The sequence below is a fragment of the Bifidobacterium sp. B4142 genome, assembly GCF_026537325.1.
Classification (GTDB): domain Bacteria; phylum Actinomycetota; class Actinomycetes; order Actinomycetales; family Bifidobacteriaceae; genus Bombiscardovia.
On record NZ_JAFNMJ010000001.1, the window covers coordinates 256,388 to 274,556 of the forward strand.

Below are 18,169 nucleotides of genomic sequence, written 5' to 3' on the forward strand. Positions count from 1 at the left end.
CTCTCTATGAATAGGACATCATGACCAGTACATTCTTCATCAACCGTCTCGCCGAGCAGCCGCACGCGCTCATGTTCGCCGGACAGTCCAACCCTTGGACCGTGGCCCTGGCCGATCTGCAGGGCGATCCCGACATCGACAAGGCCTTGAGGGAGCGGATGGCGGCGGCCACCGACCTGCTCAGGGCAGTCAAGCCCGACCTGCTGGCCACCAACGGTCGTCAGCTGGACCTGTTTGGCTACAAGCCCGACCCGGTCAGGCTGGGGCCGGCCGCCGACGCGGCCGTCAGTGTGCCCGGCATCGCCCTGGTGCAGCTGGGCGCCCTCATGGATATGGATCAGCTGGGCTATGACGCGGCCCAGGCCCGTCCCGTGGCCCTGCTGGGACACTCCCAGGGCATCATCGGCGTCCACATGGTCCAGGAGATTCAGGCTGCAGGGTCCCTCAAGGCCGCCCAGGGCGCCATCGACCAGATTCTGGCCACCGCCATGCTGATCGGCGCGGCCGGAACCCGCCAGGCTCGTCGTCTGGGCATCCATCGCCAGGGTGAAGCCACGCCTATGCTCTCGGTGCGCGGCGCCACCCGCCGTCAGGTGGAGGTCCTGGTCGACCGGGTGCCTGGCGCTCGCGGCCCCATCAGCGTGGCCGTGACCAACTCGGATCGCAACCTGGTCCTGTCCGGCTACCCGGAGGATCTGGCCGCCTTCGCCATCGAGGCGAGCAAGGAGAGCGAGCACCAGCTCCAGCTACGTGAAGACAAGGTCCGTGGCGGAACCGCCTTCTCTCCGGTTCTGGAGTACCTGGATGTGACACTGCCCTTCCACTCGCCGCTCATGAAGGAGGCTGTAGATCTGAGCGTGGACTGGGCCTCCCGCTGCGGTCTGGACACCGAGCGCGCCCGGGTCCTGGCCGAGGAAGTCCTGCTCAACCATGCCGACTGGGCAGGCCGGATCGCCGAGGTCATGGACCAGCAGGATGCCGCCTCCCTCTGGCTGGTGGATCTGGGCCCGGGCGAGACCCTGGGCAAGCTGGTGGACAACCTGGTCCAGGGCACCGGTGTGGGCGTGGTCGAGGCCTCCAACCAGGCCCGGCGTGCGCAGCTGTCCACCATGGAGGAGGACCCGGTCAGAACCCAGGACTGGTCCAAGCTGGCCCCACGCCTGCTTGAGACCCCGGCTGGCCCTCGAGTGGAGACCGCCTTCAGCCGGTTGACCGGCAAGCCCCCGGTCATGCTGGCCGGCATGACCCCGACCACCGTGGAGCCCGAGATTGTTGCTGCGGCCGCCAACGCCGGCTACTGGGCCGAGCTGGCCGGTGGCGGCCAGGTGACCGCCGAGGTCTTCGACCGCCATGTGTCCCAGTTGGAGGACCAGTTGCAGGAGGGCCGCACGGTCGAGTTCAACGCCATGTTCATGGACCGCTACCTGTGGAACCTCCAGTTCGGCAGCCAACATATCGTGCCCAAGAAACGTGCCTCCGGCACACCCATCGACGGGGTGGTCATCTCTGCCGGCATCCCCGAGCTGGACGAGGCCGTGACCCTGATCCGTCAGCTCAACGAGGAGGGTTTCCCCTATGTGGCCTTCAAGCCCGGCACGGTAGACCAGATCCGTCAGGTTGTGGCCATCGCCCGCAAGGTCGCCCCCACCCGCATTCTGATGGAGGTCGAGGGCGGGGCCGCCGGCGGCCACCACTCATGGGAGTCCCTGGACGACCTGCTTTCGACTACCTACGCCGAGGTTCGCGCCTGCCCCAACATCGTCCTGGTGGCCGGCGGCGGCATCGGCACCCCTGAGCGGGTGGCCGACTACATCAGCGGCCAGTGGTCCCGCGCCTACAACCTGCCGGACATGCCTGTGGACGGCGTCATGATCGGCACAGCGGCCATGACCGCCAAGGAGGCCCATACCAATCCCGAGATCAAGCGGGCTCTGGTAGCCACTCCCGGCATCGACAGCTCGACTCCGGATCCGGACCCCTTCGCCCCCATGGGCGAGAAGTGGGTGCCCAGCGGCAAGTCTGTGGGAGGCGTAGGCTCCGGCCTGAGCCATCTGCACGCCGACATCTACGAGATGGAGAACTCCTCCGCCGAATGCGGCCGCCTGCTGGTCCGAGTCATGAAGCACCCCGAGGAGCTGGAGACCCGCCGTGGAGAGATCATCGAGGCTCTGAATAAGACCGCCAAGCCCTACTTCGGCGATCTGGAGACCATGACCTACCAGGACTGGGCCCAGCGCTTCGCCGACCTGGCCTGCCCCTGGGCCGATGACACCTACATCGACCGCTTCCTGCACCTGCTGCGGCGCATTGAGGCCCGTGTCTGCGAGCGCCAGAGCGGCGAGTTCGACTCCATCTTCGTCTCCAGGCAGGATGTGGCCGAGCCCGAGCAGGCGCTTCGTCGGCTGCATGAGGCCTACCCTCAGGCAGCAGAGCTCAAGGTGGTGCCCACCGACGTGGCCTGGTTCCCCGCCCTGGTGCGCGAGTACCCCAAGCCCATGCCCTTCGTGCCGGTCATCGACAACGATCTGCTGCGCTGGTGGGGTCAGGATCAGCTCTGGCAGTCAGAGGACCCCCGCTACGGCGCCGACTCGGTCAGGGCCATCCCCGGGCCCATCTCCGTGGCGGGCATCACCACGGTGGACGAGCCGGTGGCCTCCATTCTGGGACGGTTCGAGCAGGCGGCCATAGACCGGGTGCGCGATCTGGGCAAGGGCCCAGCCAAGGCTTACAGCCAGCTGGCAGGCGCCGCTGACGCGCAGGAGTTCATCCGCCGCAGCCCCAATATCTCCTGGGTGGGCCACCTGATGGCCAATCCGGCTTACGGGACGGCCATGGACGACCCCAACTACACAATCACCGCCACCGGCCAGGACGACCAGGGCGAGCACTACGACCTGGACATCCATCTGGACACCTACTGGGATGACGACCCTGACGGCGGTCTGGACCGGCATGCGGTGCGCGACATCGTCGTGCCGCTGACCCTCAAGAGCGACCAGGTCGGACTCTTCCCTGTGGTCGACCGCAGCCGCCTGCCCAAGGACGTCTACGCCATGCTGGCCGATACAGCCGGCATCGGCAACACCACCATCACCGGCGACAGGCTGGAGGCCATGCCTGTCATCGAGAGGGACGATGACGACCCTGACCACCCCTTCGGCCTGGCCCACAGCGGCTACACCCTGGCATCCAACCTGGGCTTCGACCATGAGGCGGCCACCGGAGGCACCCTGCCCGATGCGCTGATCCCCTCCGGTTTCGCCCCTGACGCCCTGGTAGGTCCGGCCTGGCCGGCCATCTACGCAGCCCTGGGATCCGTCTATGTGGATGGCTTCCCCATCATCGAGGGCCTGCTCAACGCGGTCCATTTGGATCACCTGATTGAGCTGGAGGTCAGCGAGGAGCGCTTGCTGAAGTACACCGGCCAGCGGATCGAACTGACCAGCTGGGCCGAGCCCTACCAGGAGTCCGCCTCCGGCCGGGTGGTGACCATCCACGTGGTCCACGCCGCCCAGGACGGGACCGTGCTGGCCCGCGAGGTCGAGCGTTTCGCCATCCGTGGCCGCGCCTACAGCAACCAGCTGCCTCAGGAGGCCCCCGAGTACGGCGGCATCCGTGCCGACACCGTGGATACACCCCGCAGGCTGCTGCGCCGCGTCACCGTCACCGCCCCCAAGGACATGACCGCCTTCGCACGCACCTCCGGGGACTTCAATCCCATCCACACCTCCAAACGAGGCGCTGCTGTCTCCGGCCTGTCTGCGCCGCTGGTGCACGGCATGTGGCTGTCGGCCACCGCTCAGTACGCGGCGCAAGCCACCGACGAGCAGGGCATCCACTACGAGATCGCCGGATGGACCTACAACATGTACGGCATGGTCCAGCTGGGCGACAGGGTGGAGATCAGCCTGGAGCGTGTGGGCAAGGTCCGCCATGGCGGCCTGGTCCTGGAGGTCACCTGCAGGATCGACGGCCAGCTGGTCTCCCGCGGCACGGCAATCGCCCGAGCACCACGGACCGCCTACGTCTATCCCGGCCAGGGAATCCAGCAGCAGGGCATGGTTCTTGACGAGCGGGCCAAGTCTCCGGCCGCCCGTGAGACCTGGGAACGGGCCGATGCCCTGACCCGCAGCAAGCTGGGGTTCTCCATCCTGGCTGTGGTGCGTGATAATCCGCATACCCTGACGGCCAAGGGGGTCACCTACCACCATCCGGAGGGGCTGCTCAACCTGACCCAGTTCACCCAGGTGGCCCTGGCAACCGTGGCCTTCGCACAGACCGCACGCCTGCGTGAGTCCGGCATGGACATCTGGCCCGCCTACTTCGCCGGCCACTCTCTGGGCGAGTACAATGCTCTGAGCTCCTTCGCCGGGGTCATGTCCCTGGAGACGGTCCTGGAGCTGGTCTTCCACCGCGGGTCCACCATGCACTCCCTGATCGAACGCGACGAGCAGGGGCGCAGCAACTACCGGATGGGCGCCCTGCGTCCCAACCAGTTCGGTGTGGGCGACTCCGGTGTCAAGCAGTATGTGGAGTCCGTGTCCAAGGAGTCCGGTGAATTCCTTGAGATCGTCAATTATAATCTGGCTGGTCAGCAGTACGCCGTGGCCGGTACCATCGCCGGCTTGGAATACCTGCGGGCAGATGCCAACCGCCGGGCCAAGGAGGCGGGCGGCAAGCCGGCCTTCATGTATGTGCCCGGCATCGACGTGCCCTTCCACTCCACCCTGCTGCGCAAGGGGGTGCCTGAGTTCCGCGACACCCTGGATGCCCTGCTGCCCGAACACATCGACTATTCACGCCTGGAGGGTCGCTACATACCCAACCTGGTTGCACGGCCCTTCCAGATGACCAAGGAGTTTGCGGCCTCCATCCTGGAGGCGGTTCCCTCCGAACGCATCAAGCAGGCTCTGGACGATCCCCAGATCTGGGACCAGTATGCTGCCGACGACCAGAAGCTTGGCCGCCTGCTGCTGACCGAGCTGCTCTCCTGGCAGTTCGCCTCTCCTGTGCGCTGGATCGAGACCCAGGCGATCATGTTTGACGCCCCCGAGCAGGGCGGTCTGGGCGTGGAGCAGCTGATCGAGGTAGGGCTGGGCCATTCGCCCACCTTGGCCAACTTGGCTACCAAGACCCTGAAGCTGCCCGACTTCCGCGAGCGTCATGTGAGCGTCTACAACCTGGGCAGGGACGAGAGCCGGGTCTATCTGACCGACACCGATCCCATGGCCCCGGTGGAGGAGGAGATCACGGCTGCTCCGGTCCAGGACCCCATCCCTGATCCAGCTCCGGCACCAACGGCTGCCCCTGAGTCGGCTCCAGCCCCGGCCCCTGCTGGAGACGGCTCGGCTCCGGGTCAGGCGACCGGCGGTCCATCGGGCGCCGATATAGCCGACCTGCCCTTCAGGGCCTCGGATGCCATCGCTGTACTGCTGGCCTACTCCACCAAGATTCGCCCCGAGCAGATCGGGCAGACCGACACCACCGACACCCTGACCAACGGCGTCTCCTCCAGACGCAACCAGCTGCTGATGGACATCAGCTCCGAGCTGGGCGTGGCCAGCGTGGATGGTGCGGCCGAGGCCAGCATGACTGACCTGAGCGCCCTGGTGAACAAGGTGGCCCCCAACTATCGGCCCTTCGGCCCGGTGCTCTCCGACATCGTGCGTGAGCGCATCCGTGACCTCTTCGGCCCATCAGGCATCAAGCTGCAGCAGGTTGAGCAGCGGGTCACCGATGTCTGGCAGCTGGGTGCTGGCTGGGTCTCGGCCACTGTAGCCAGCCTGGTCCTGGATACCCGCGAGGGTGCCTCTTCGCGTGGCGGCGACCTGGCCCTCCTGCCTACTGAAGCCGTCTCCACTGTGGCCGCGGCCAATGCTCTGATCGACCAGGCCGTTCAGCAGGTGGCCCAGCGTCACGGCGTCACGGTCTCCATGCCCTCTGCAGGTGGTGCCGCTGGCGGTGCCGTGGTCGACTCCGCCGCCTTGGATGCCTTCGCGGCCCAGGTGACTGGCTCTGAGGGTGTGCTGGCCTCCACCGCCCGCTTCCTCCTAGACAAGCTGGGGCTTAAGCCCCCGACCGTCCAGCCCGGCGAGAATGAGGATGCAGCCGTCGTGGCCGCCGTTGATGCCGAGCTGGGCAACGACTGGCCCGAGCAGGTGGCGCCACGGTTCGAGGCCTCACGCGCCGTCCTCTTCGACGATCGCTGGGCCAGCGCTCGCGAGGATCTGGCTCACATCTACCACGAGCATGATGATGACCGCAGCCGCCTGAGCTTCGTAGGAGCCGGGCGCGAGGTGCATGATCAGGCCGTCTGGTACGCCAAGCAGGCAGGCAAACGCGGCGAGCAGGATCTGGCCCGGGTCTTCAGCGGAATCGCCGACCAGGCCATGACCCCTGCCGACTCGGACCAGACTGCCGCACGATTCGCTAAGGACGTGGCCGTGGTCACCGGCGTGGCATCCAAGTCCATCGCGGGATCTCTGACTGCCGGCCTCCTGGAGGGCGGTGCGACGGTCATCGCCGTCTGCCACTCCCTGAAGCCGCAGACCGTCATCTGGGCACGCGACCTCTACCGTCGCCATGCCGTGGGCGGTGCCCGTCTCTGGATCGTGCCCGCCAACCTGTCCAGCTACCGGGATGTGGATGCCCTGGTCGACTGGGTCGGCAATGAGCAGCGCAAGACCACGGGTGCTACGACCACCGTTCTCAAGCCTGCCTACGAGCCCACCCTGCTGCTGCCTTTCGCAGCCCCCGCCATGCACGGGACCATGGCCGACTCGGGCCGGCTCTTCGAATCCCAGGCCCGGCTCATGCTCTGGAGCCTGGAACGCCAGATCGCCGGGTTCGCCAGCATCGGGGCGGACACCGATGTCGACCACCGCCTGCATGTGGTCCTGCCCGGCTCCCCCAACCGTGGCATGTTCGGCGGCGACGGAGCATACGGGGAGGTCAAGGCTGCCCTGGATGCCATCGTCAACCGGTCCCGCCCGGAACAGGACTGGTCCGGGCGGGTCACCTTCGCCCATCCGCTGATCGGCTGGGTCCGTGGCACCGGACTCATGGGCGGCAATGATCCGCTGGTCCAAGTCGTGGAGCGCCATGGCATCCGCACCTACTCCACCGAGCAGATGGCTGATTCTCTGTTGGAGCTGTGCACTGTCCAGGCTCGCCAGCAGGCTCTTCAGGCCCCGCTTCAGGCCGACCTTACCGGCGGCCTGGGCTCCAGCTCGCTAGATCTTAAGGCCCTGAAGGCCGAGGCTGCCCAGGACGACGATTCGTCGACGCCGACTCCAGCCGGAAAGCCCGGGGATGCGCTTGCAGATGCCGAAAGGGATCCGGACCGGGTCATCAAGGCCCTGCCCACACCCCGGGTGCCTGCTCAGGCTCCGGTAGACCTGCAGGATTGGCAGGGCGTGACCGCTCGGCCCGAGGATCAGATCGTTATCGTATCCATCGGCGAGATGGGCCCCTGGGGTTCCGGCCGCACCCGCTTCGAGGCCGAGATGGGCATCCATTCGGATGGCCAAGTCGACCTGAGCGCCGCCGCCGTCCTCGAGCTGGCCTGGAACATGGGCCTGGTCGAGTGGCAGGACAGCCCCAAGCCGGGCTGGTACGACACTGACGGCGAGCTGGTGCCTGAGCAGGACATCGCCGAGCGCTACCACGACCAGGTGGTGGCCCGCTCCGGCATCCGTCCCTTCGACGACGGCATGGGCTCTGACTACCGCCAGGGCACCAACGAGGAGGAGGTGGACGTCTTCTTGGATCACGACGTGGCCTTCTCGGTGCCCACCAAGGACATGGCCGAGGAGTACGTGGCCCAGGATCCTGACCACACCAGCATCGCCCGCGACGAGCAGTCCGGCGAGTGGACCGTCACCCGCCTGCCCGGCTCCCGCATCCGCGTGCCGCGCCGGGCCACCATGTCCAGGACCGTGGGCGGCCAGTTCCCCAAGGGCTTCGACCCGGTCAAGTGGGGCATTCCCGCCTCCATGGTCGGGGATGTGGATCAGATCGCCCTCTGGAACATCGTGACCACCGTGGATGCCTACCTGTCGGCCGGATTCACCCCGGTGGAGATCCTCCAGGCTGTGCACCCCTCCAAGGTGGCCTCCACCCAGGGAACCGGCTTCGGCGGCATGGCCTCCATGCGCAAGCTCTACCTGGACCGCTTCCTGGGCAAGGAGATTCCCACGGACATCCTCCAGGAGGCTCTGCCCAACGTGGTGGCTGCGCACGTCATGCAGTCCTACATAGGCGGCTACGGCAACATGGTCCAGCCGGTCTCGGCCTGCGCCACGGCTGCGGTCTCCCTCGAGGAGGGCGCCGACAAGATCGCCCTGGGCAAGGCGGACTTCGTGGTCACGGGTGCCATCGACGACATCGGCGTGGAGTCGGTCATCGGCTTCGGCAACATGAACGCTACCGCCAATTCCGCCGAGATGTACGCCAAGGGCATCCAGCCCCGGTTCTTCTCCCGGGCCAACGACCGTCGGCGCGGCGGCTTCCTGGAGTCCCAGGGCGGCGGAACGATCCTCCTGACCAGGGGAGACATCGCACTGCGCATGGGTTTGCCCGTGGCTGGCGTAGTTGGATACATCCACTCCTTCGCGGACGGCGCTCACACCTCCATCCCCGCACCTGGGCTGGGGGCTCTGGCCGCCGGCATGGGCGGCAAGGACTCGGATCTGGTGCGCTCGCTGGCCAAGCTGGGCGTGGCCCCTGACGACATCGCGGTGGTCTCCAAGCATGACACTTCCACCAACGCCAACGACCCCAACGAGTCCGAGCTGCACAACACCCTGGCCCACGCCATCGGACGGACGGACGGGAACCCGCTCTACGTCATCTCCCAGAAGAGCCTGACCGGCCACGCCAAGGGCGGTGCCTGCATCTTCCAGATCAATGGACTCACCCAGCTCTTCCGGTCTGGAGTCATTCCGGCCAACGCCTCCCTGGACTGCGTGGATCCGGTCCTAAAGCGTGACGACCATCTGGTCTGGCTGGAGCAGCCCCTCAAGGTGGGCAAGGTCAAGGCCGGGCTGGTCACCTCCCTGGGCTTCGGCCACGTCTCCGGCATCGGGGTCATCGTCAGCCCTGGAGCCTTCGAGGCGGCAGTGCTCAAGGCTTTCGGTCGGCAGGCCCTTGATGCTTGGCGTCACCGGGCCAACGACCGCTTGGCCTCTGGACAGCGCCGCCTGGAGGAGGGGCGCATGGGCCGGGTCCCGCTCTACGAGTCTATTGACAATCGTCGTTTCCACGAGGACGGCCACGGCTACGTCGGCCACGAGGTCGAAAAGGCCATGCTCCTGGATCCGAATGCCCGCCTTGGTGCTGACGGATACTACGACCGATCCTGAACCTGACGGCCTGCGACGGCCTGCTCCTGCTCGGTTTATGCCGGGCCGGAACAGGCTGTTTTCTTGTCTGGCAGTGGTTGATTTGTTCGTCTGGGCGTCAGGCAGGTGGTTGCAGAGGCTGATAATGGTGGATTCTGTGTAGATGGCAACGGGGTAGGTGATTCGCGTTCTCAACGGAGTCCGCCTGGCTCATACCATGATGGATATGAGGACCGGATGGCCTTCTTTGCAACCAGAAGGGAAGAGGTCGGACAATGGTTGATCAGGATAACCGGGACCAAGGCAGTAGTCAGTTGGATAATCATGGCGAGATGAAGGCCGATGGTCCGGACAGCCGCCCGGTCAGCTCCATGGCCATCGTCAGCCTGGTGTTGGGAATCGTCGCCCTGCTGGCCTCTTTCTTCAAAGAGATTGATCTGGTGGCCCTCTGCCTGGGCGGCCTCGGGGTCATCTGCTCCCTGCTGGGGTTCTTCTTCGCCCGGAGCGGCGGTCGGCACAAGGGGAAGGTCATGGTCATCTTCGGCCTGGTGATGAGCCTGCTGGCCATCGTCATTGCCTTCTTCATGCATGGCGGGATCAGCCAGCCCTTCGTCATGCCGACCTTCCGGTTCTGATCTGTCGGCAGCCTGGGATCAGAGTCAATTCTGAACCGGGGCTTGGGCGGCCCTTGACAATGGGGATGACCAGTGGTTCCGGACTCCGGACGAGCCATCAAGGGTCTCTGGTGCTGAGATGGAATGTCTGGTAGTGTTTGTCTCAACTGGGTAATACCCGTAGTGTGGCGGGCATTGCATGGTTCAATCCTGATAGGGGAAGCCATGAAGACAAGACTGCTGGCATTGGTTCTGACGATTATGTCCGGGGCTGTTTCCCTTGCTGGGTGCGGGGGTTCCACCCGCTCGGAGCCGAGCCTGGAAGATGTCAGCGGCAGATTCGCCGCAATGAAGACATACGACCTGACCGGGGATGGCGGCAAAGTGACTATTTCCGCCAAGAAGCAGGGTACTGTCTACCTCCTCGCGATGAGGCCGGACCTGCGCAAGGTGGATGCCGGGCGGTGCACTGTCGACGGCAAAACAATGCGGTCCTCCTCTTCAAACCTCAATTACCCCGCAGGACAGGGGAAGAATTTCTTTGTCTTTGCCGAGTCCTCGATCGTCGGCGGCAATCATCAGCTCGCCTGCACCCAGAACGAGGGGACAAGGTTGCTGGCCCTGTTCGAACCTGCTTCCTGATGGCTGCGACGTGTCCGGTGATATGGCACGGCAGCCATGAAACAGGATTGAAATCCGGATTGAGATGCCATGTCCGACCGTATTGCCACCAGATGCCTTATGCGCCATGAAGCCGAATGCCTGCTATATGTGGAGCGACCGCCTGAAGCTGGGGATGGCGCTTGAAAGGGCCGTACGGGTCTGGTCGCGAAGGCAGTAGGAAGGCTGGTCCCACCAGGTGTATATCTAAGCTGACCTCCAATCCCTGCTTTTGACTGACGACCCAGGACTTGCCGATGGCCTTCCATCAAGGGCATACTCATATCATGGGTTTTTCGGGTGAGAAAACTGTGTTGGGACTGGGGCATGATCTGGTCTTCATAGCCGATTTCGCCGAGCGGTTGGCCATGCCAGGTACTCGGATGAGCAGTTTGTTTTCAGTCCGTGAGCGACGGCAGTCCCAAGAGCGGGCCCGGGTCAAGGGCGATGATTCCGAATCGCACCTGGCAGTCCGTTGGGCCGGCAAGGAGGCTGTTCTGAAGGCCTGGTCTGAGGCGCTTGAAGAGAGGGGTGCCCCCTATGGCCTGGATGACTTCCCTTGGGGTGCAATTGAGATCCTGGATGATAGCCGGGGCAGACCTGGTGTCTATTTGGCGCAAGATCTGCAACTGGCTCTGTCTGATTCCCTGGGCGCTGATGGAAACGATCGGCTGGCATGGCATATTTCCCTCACCCACGACGCAGGACTGGCTTCCGCGGTTGTCATACTGGAACGGCTCTTGTCGTGAGTTGAACGCCTCTGCTGTTCACCCCCTGAACTTCGGAAAACGGCGGCAATCTGAATCCGGGATGTCAGCCTGTTTTTGTGACTACCGCCTACCTGGTGGGATCCGTATGTCGCGGCTCTTGCGCGACGCGTGGATTCCCAGCAAGGCAGGAAGAGATGCCAGGCTACGACTTCTTGGAAAGGATGATCCTCAGATCATCCAGATCGGTCCGCTCCATCAGTCGGGCCAGCTGGACACGGCTCAAGTCCAGTCTGTCATATGCTGCCGAGAGGAGGGTCGACCGTTTGATGGACATGGTTTTGGCGATTGCGGCGTTGGCCGTGCCTTCCGCGGCCAGGAGGCGGCCTGACGTTTGCGCTCGCTCAACGAGTTCAACATGGCCCTTGCCTGGTTCCTTCTGATCATTGGACGGCTGTCGAACAGGCTGTGAATGAGCTGACGGGTGCTGACGGCGTTGAATTGAGGTCCACCCCTGCAGGCCTTGATGCTCTTGGTGATGATCTCTTTCGATGGGTCCGTCTTCACAACAAATCCCCCGGCACCGGCTTCAATGGCTTTTCTGCCATGCGGGGTCGGGGAGCCTGCGGATCCATTTGGTGGCCTCAACGCGATCGCATTCAGGATGACAGGCACTGGCAGTCGAGATGTCGCACCCTGTGGTAAGCTCTTTACCGAGCCAACGGCTTTGCGGGCGTAGCTCAATGGTAGAGCCTCAGTCTTCCAAACTGATTACGCGGGTTCGATTCCCGTCGCCCGCTCCATGGCAATCGTTGATATTTTATTCAGCAATTGGGCGAATATCTCGTAGGTTTTCTTGCCGAGGAGATAAGAAGCGTCTCATATTTCAGAGCAAAAAACAATCCAATATCAGACGCAATCTGGGGAACAGCACATAAAGTGGCAAGTTTATTGTGTTGCTGCTTCAGGTGCTGCTGCTGTTTTTGGACCTATTGCGTATGTTCAAATTCGTTGTAGAGAAAGGGCGAAATGAGCAGTTTAACAGGTAGTGGTTCGGGCGGCCTGAGTTCATCCCATAAGCACACTTCTGTGGCTGCCTTTACCGATTTATGAGGTTGCAAGGTCTTCGAACTATGACAGGGTGATTTGCTACGAGGTCAATAAGGGAACACTCGGACCCATGGATATTGCCGGGTTTGAACAAGTGTTGGGTCTGGGCTATGATTTGGTCGACCTGCAGGAGTTTGGTCGGTAGCTAGCCGTGTCAGGCACGCGCATGCTCAGTTTGTTCTCGACGCGAAAGCGGCGACAGGGTGAGCCGAGAGCATTGATCAAGGATGACACAGCGGCGCACTAGGCATGCGCTGGGCCGGTAATAAGTGGAATCGGTGCTCAAGCCTGGCCTCAGGCACTGGGGCCTGAGCCATCACCCTATGAGTTGGATGACTGCTCCTAGAGCTGGGCGGATATTCCGGACGATAGTAGAGGTTGACCGAGTGTCCGCTTGAATTCCTCTCTGGCAGCCAAGCTTCATGATTTCTTGCCTCTAACCGGTGGTCAGGTCAATCGAGTGCAGTTGTGCTGGCATATCGCTCTCAGTCATGATGGACCGGTAGCTTCGGCTGTTGTGCTTCCGTGCAGACGCGTCTGGAATGAGGTTAAGGCATCAGCTGTTTGGATGAATTCCTGGCTAGTTCGTTGGGCTGTCCAAAACAGCAGTTCGGCAGACAGGACGATGTTGGAAGTCGTATCGGTTGCCAATGGTCTCAAGAGCGGTCAGCAGCGTGCATTACAGGCGTTTTTCAGGCGAGCGACCACGGTTTCGGTGTAGACTGACTGCACGTTGCCTCTTCTTGAGGTGTGCTCCCCACATTGTAGGGGGATGGCCCCGCCTATATCGCGGGGCAAATAGACCGTTCCCCGTGCTCCCCGCATACGCGGGGATGATCCCAAATGGCGCCACTGCCAGACAGCGCACCACAGGTGCTCCCCGCATACGCGGGGATGATCCCCACCTCTGATGGCTTCCCAGATACGCTGTCCAGTGCTCCCCGCATACGCGGGGATGATCCCCACATGCGTACACCTGTGGCCTTGTCCTCCATGTGCTCCCCGCATACGCGGGGATGATCCTCCTGAGCTGAGCTTCGGGTGCGGCCACCGGTGGTGCTCCCCGCATACGCGGGGATGATCCCGGGCTGCGCATCAGCGAGGCGCTGGGATTGAGGTGCTCCCCGCATACGCGGGGATGATCCGCCCGCCTGCACCTACAGCTGCTCCCACAGCCGGTGCTCCCCGCATACGCGGGGATGATCCCGACGAAAGCGAATGGTCGTTATCCGACATCGAGTGCTCCCCGCATACGCGGGGATGATCCCCCCTGCACGAACATGCCGGCAATCCTGTCAACGTGCTCCCCGCATACGCGGGGATGATCCTCGACTGTTGCGCCATCGTCCGATTCCATCCTTGTGCTCCCCGCATACGCGGGGATGATCCCGCCTGCTGGGCTTTGTCCTGAGCAGCCTGGACGTGCTCCCCGCATACGCGGGGATGATCCGCCGTCGCTCACCCGCTGCCCATCCACATACAAGTGCTCCCCGCATACGCGGGGATGATCCCACGTCGGTCACTCTTATGCCTTTCCCGGGTCGGTGCTCCCCGCATACGCGGGGATGATCCTGACCTCCTGCATAGACAAGGACTTAAATTTCAGTGCTCCCCGCATACGCGGGGATGATCCTTCGGCCTTCATCATCACAGTTACGTGGTAAAAGTGCTCCCCGCATACGCGGGGATGATTCCCGTTGCAAACCGTCAATACCAGTCCCAGAGGAGTGCTCCCCGCATACGCGGGGATGATCCCGACACGGAACGCCGCTACGTCGCGCACCTCGCGTGCTCCCTGCATACGCGGGGATGATCCCTACTACGGCTCAGACTCGGCATCGGCGCATCGTGCTCCCCGCATACGCGGGGATGATCCCAGAGTCAGGCTTGCGTGCGATCGGCTCTGCGGCTGCCGTTGTTGTTTCTTTAAGCCCGCGCTGCGAATGCAAAAAACCAGTGAAACTTCCCGATGTTTATTAGGTGTAGGTAGGTTAGTTGGTGCTCATTTGTTCAGATACTCCCTGAAGGGTTCAAGCTCGAAACTAGAGGTAGTTGGCCATCTTCCTGACTTGGGCTGTGGAAAGTCGCATCAGCTTGGAGTGGCCGCATGCGGCGTCGAGCACGCTCTCGATGGCTGTCGGCGACTCACTTGCTGTGAGAGCATTCTTCGTGTCGTCCTCGATGTATGTCCAGGCTTTGTCGGGCAACTGCCATCATGGCATCAAAGCGGATGTCAGTCATCCATGTCCTCCTTTCAGTGTCCCTGCCTGCTAGGCCATGCTTCCCGCATCCGGACGTGGTGACTTGTTGTCTGCGTTTCGCTGTGGTTCGGGACGCAGACCAAGATTTTTTGGTCTTGTCCTTTATATGCTGTTCGTGGCCGTTGCTCAAATTTGTGAAGGCGTGAACTTCTAGCTGGGTTCTTTAAGGTGGAGAGCAGTGAGTTCGGATGACTTGTTCTTGGCATCGGGCTCTCGAGTAGCGCCTTCAAATGTTTGAGAGCCTTCGCATCCATCGAGCTTAACTTGCTGGCGGAAATACACAGTTGACTGCAACCTCTTTCTTCCGACAAGCTGGCATCCTTGCAGCAGCACGGCATATTCAGTAGACCGGAATTAATGTCCAGCCTTTCCGGTTTGTGTTGTATCGCCTGCACAGATCAATATCAGAAACTCGAATAATCGAAGAGATTCATGCTTTGTAATCGTAATAGGGCTAAAATACTGGATGAATGATTAGCTGGGCCAGAACCTTACGTGCTGCAGGTATGCACAATGCGCAAAGGGGAGAGCCTCCCGAGCACTCATATTTTTTGATGATTATATGAATACCATTGACGGGGATCCGACCACAGAAAAACTGATGCCCCTGATCGAGGAGGCAGGATCTTTGGATATCGACGTGTTCTACTAACCGATCTATTCAAGCTGGGATCTAGGTGAAGCGCGCGATATAGACAGAGCACTCGCCTTGAAGGAAGATGCGACTGCTGTGTTTGCTGGCAAAATTTTGCGGCGGCAGGCAGATTAACAGCAGGAAGCAAGAACAGGATGATGCGATTGTAGACAAGAATAAAGAAGGTATGAGAACGGACATCCATGGCAAATTGATAATTCGTGGATCCGTTCCCAAACCTCAGTGGTCAATGGTTTGTCTGTTCTTAGTTTTGGGGCTTTCTGAACAGGATTTGACTTTTCGATGCATGTGCATGTGTGTCTTAGTCGTCTAGTGATGAAAAACGAGCGGCAGGGGAATATGGCAACTGAAGTGGATGGTCAGCTGCATCAGGTCTATGCGATGACTTTTGCGTTTCTGGGCACGAGTGCGCTGCCCGGTATAAGCTGTAGGCGATGTGTTCACGAGTGGCGGACTTGGAGGTGTGGTCGCCGATGGAACAATTCGACGATACGAATGGTGCGGAATCCGCCAGAGGCGATGCAGCTGGTTCCGTAGCCGTGCCGACGCACACGGATGAAGCGACTGCTGTGAACAGGGTTTCGGCCCATCCTGAGGCCACTATTCCAGATTCGGAATACTCGCTGGCTGAGATCGAGCAGCGCCGTGCCCGTCCGGTCCGCTGGGTCGTCTTCGCGCTGGCAGTCCTCTTGGCCATTGTCATTCCTTACGGATACGGTCGCTCGCTGGCCATCAACCATACCCAGGGCGTACTCCACTATGCCTCGGTCCTGGATCCGCGAGGCATAGCCCTGATTGCCTGGACGGTGACCGTGCTGACCTTTATGGGTATCGCCATGTCCATCATTGAGTCGTCCTCCTGGTTCTGGCGGGTGGTCTTCGTGCTGGGGCTAGCCGCAGAGCAGCTGATCGCCGGCCTCTGCCTGCTCAAGATGAATTTCTGGTACAGCACCTTCGTGGTCTACCAGCACCAGGCCATCCTGGCCAACGCGGCCAACCTGGGCATCATCGCGGCCGGACTGGGAGTGGCGGTCTTCGCCATCCTCTTTGTGGCCATCCTGGTCTGCGTCAAGAAGGATTCCCCCTGGAACGCATTGACCCACAGCTGGTCGGCCCTGTCCATGTTCTTCATCATTGAACTGATTGCCATAGCCATTGTCCTCTTCGGCGGTCTCATCACCGCGGTTTGATTCGTAGGGTTGCTAATTCGTAAGAAATAAGTCGCTTGACATGCTGTAACCGACGAGTTGGGGTTTTCAGGTTGGTTTTCGTCTGCCCACGGCAATAGAAGCGGCCGTAAGACCACGATGCCATGTCCCATTGATTGCTGCAGAGCATTTGACCTTCGGGGATGAGTTGTTGCATGTGATTCTATTCTGCTAATTCCCGATCCAGGCAGTGGGCTATCCAACCACTGTAGAAGATGTCTATGGTGGATATGCTCACGCCGATTCCTGCGAAAATGAGGATGGGCCAGTTCAAGTAGGTCTTGACCCGTTCGGGAAGGGTGAAGAAGTCGTCAATGAAAGGGTAGGCCATCATCAGGACGAGTGCGGTGTACGCGAGGACGTGGATGGAGTAGGGGATGGTGGTCCCGGTGGTGTATCGCATGCCGATCAGGTAGTTGTTGAAGGCAGTTTGGAGTTCGCGGCTGCTGGCCGGGGTCATGCGGTGTGGGGGGAATTGCCGGTGGGTGGCCCAGGCCCATGTGCCGATGCCGAGGGCGAGGCCCAGGAAGCAGCAGACGATCTCAGAGGTCAGTGGGGGCATGCCCAGGAGGACCTCACCGCCCTGGAGGGGACGGTGAGGTCTGGAGCGGTGCCATGCGCGGGCTATTCTGAAGGCGACCAGGAGGATGGTGACGATCAGCGCGGTGACGTATATGGGTGCGGCGTAGTGTTGCCTGTTGTATTCCCTGGCTTCCGGGGTCCGGTAGCGCATGGGGGCTTTGAGGGGCTGGTTGCGGACGCGGTCCCAGTAGACGCGGGTGAACCGGTCGGGTAGGTAGCCGATGGCTTCGTAGCGCCACCATGCGGGGCGGCGGGCGCGCCAGTGCGGTGTCGGCCGTGTCCTGCGGCGGACGGGGTCATCCCGCTGGTGGTTGTGGGCGAGGGCGCGGACCCGGCGGGCGCGCAGGAGCCTGGTGACGGGGTTGTCGGGCCCTTTCCAGACCAGGAGGCTGATCTGGTCCTGGGTGAAGGTGACCAGGTCAGGGTCGGGAGTGTGGCCGACGCCGACCTCGGGCAGGGGGATGTCGCCGCCGGGGACCACGCCGGAGCCGCAGGCAGCGCCGCCCACGGAGCAGATCCTGCCCGCGTACCATGGGCCGGTGGCCTGTTCGGGTGGTTGCACATATTGGCCGACCAGGCGGACCACCAGCCCGTCCTCTCCCGGCTCGTCGAACAATCCGCTGCCCCTGCAGGCCCCGGATACGGTTGCGGGCCCGTCGGCCAGGACGACCAGTGATCCCAGGGGCAGGACCTGCCCAGGTCGGGGTTGGCCGATTCTGCCGCGCCGCCGCCACACGTGCCCCTGGTAGGTCGGCAGGCACAGGCCCCGCGCCAGGAGGTAGGGCGCCAGGACACGGTCCATCAGCCGCCTCGACCTCACGCATTGAACGACACCACGGCAAACAACCAGACCAGCACCGCCCCGAAGAGCAGCAAACCGACCATCAAATACAACATGAAAATCCTTTTGTAAGCCTTAATTCCAAGAATTGCTTTCTCCGGCATTCACCAAACGTTATCCTGAATATGGTCCCCCAATCCATCTCCCTGGCCGCGTTTGACAGAGTTGTCGTAAATGCTGTTTCCAAATG

Annotated in this window: 8 protein-coding genes, 1 tRNA gene and 1 CRISPR repeat array; of the genes, 6 read left to right on the forward strand and 3 right to left on the reverse strand. The window is 62.2% G+C overall.

Translation table 11 applies throughout. The annotated features are described in order from the left end of the window. The first annotated feature begins 20 nt into the window (after window positions 1–20). The 4 genes from J3U06_RS01080 (at window position 21) to J3U06_RS01095 (ending at window position 11,364) form a co-directional block, all read left to right on the forward strand. Window positions 21–9,362 (forward strand): type I polyketide synthase, encoded by a 9,342-nt coding sequence (locus J3U06_RS01080; protein WP_267444063.1) that lies wholly within the window; start codon window positions 21–23, stop codon window positions 9,360–9,362. A gap of 254 nt (window positions 9,363–9,616) precedes the next feature. Continuing rightward, window positions 9,617–9,976: a hypothetical protein gene (locus J3U06_RS01085; protein WP_220236335.1), complete on the forward strand. Its 360-nt coding sequence runs from the start codon at window positions 9,617–9,619 to the stop codon at window positions 9,974–9,976. A gap of 204 nt (window positions 9,977–10,180) precedes the next feature. Then, window positions 10,181–10,597 (forward strand): hypothetical protein, encoded by a 417-nt coding sequence (locus tag J3U06_RS01090; protein WP_267444064.1) that lies wholly within the window; start codon window positions 10,181–10,183, stop codon window positions 10,595–10,597. 305 nt (window positions 10,598–10,902) lie between these two features. Further along, on the forward strand, window positions 10,903–11,364 hold the full coding sequence (locus J3U06_RS01095; RefSeq protein WP_267444065.1) for a holo-ACP synthase: 462 nt from the start codon (window positions 10,903–10,905) through the stop codon (window positions 11,362–11,364). Between the two features lie 163 nt (window positions 11,365–11,527). Here J3U06_RS01095 and J3U06_RS01100 read toward each other — a convergent pair whose 3' ends face one another. Beyond that, window positions 11,528–11,659, reverse strand: coding sequence for a hypothetical protein (locus tag J3U06_RS01100; RefSeq protein WP_267444066.1), 132 nt, complete (start codon window positions 11,657–11,659; stop codon window positions 11,528–11,530). Window positions 11,660–12,051: 392 nt separating this feature from the next. On the opposite strand from J3U06_RS01100, the gene J3U06_RS01105 reads away from it, so the two are divergent. Both J3U06_RS01105 and J3U06_RS01110 read left to right on the forward strand, forming a co-directional pair. Beyond that, window positions 12,052–12,125 (forward strand) — tRNA-Gly (locus tag J3U06_RS01105). A gap of 1,119 nt (window positions 12,126–13,244) precedes the next feature. Beyond that, window positions 13,245–14,308: a CRISPR direct-repeat array (repeat unit 28 nt; unit sequence GTGCTCCCCGCATACGCGGGGATGATCC). A 1,513-nt stretch (window positions 14,309–15,821) separates the two neighbouring features. Continuing rightward, window positions 15,822–16,538 carry a hypothetical protein gene (locus J3U06_RS01110; protein WP_267444067.1) on the forward strand — a complete coding sequence of 239 codons (717 nt, stop codon included), beginning with the start codon at window positions 15,822–15,824 and terminating at the stop codon, window positions 16,536–16,538. Window positions 16,539–16,719: 181 nt separating this feature from the next. Here the strand turns inward: J3U06_RS01110 and J3U06_RS01115 are convergent, their stop codons facing one another. Together J3U06_RS01115 and J3U06_RS01120 are read right to left on the reverse strand one after the other, a co-directional pair. Further along, window positions 16,720–17,940: a hypothetical protein gene (locus tag J3U06_RS01115; protein ID WP_267444068.1), complete on the reverse strand. Its 1,221-nt coding sequence runs from the start codon at window positions 17,938–17,940 to the stop codon at window positions 16,720–16,722. A gap of 14 nt (window positions 17,941–17,954) precedes the next feature. Further along, the gene (locus J3U06_RS01120; RefSeq protein WP_267444069.1) at window positions 17,955–18,083 is read right to left on the reverse strand and encodes a hypothetical protein; all 129 of its coding nucleotides are present in this window, start codon (window positions 18,081–18,083) and stop codon (window positions 17,955–17,957) included. Window positions 18,084–18,169 lie beyond the last annotated feature (86 nt).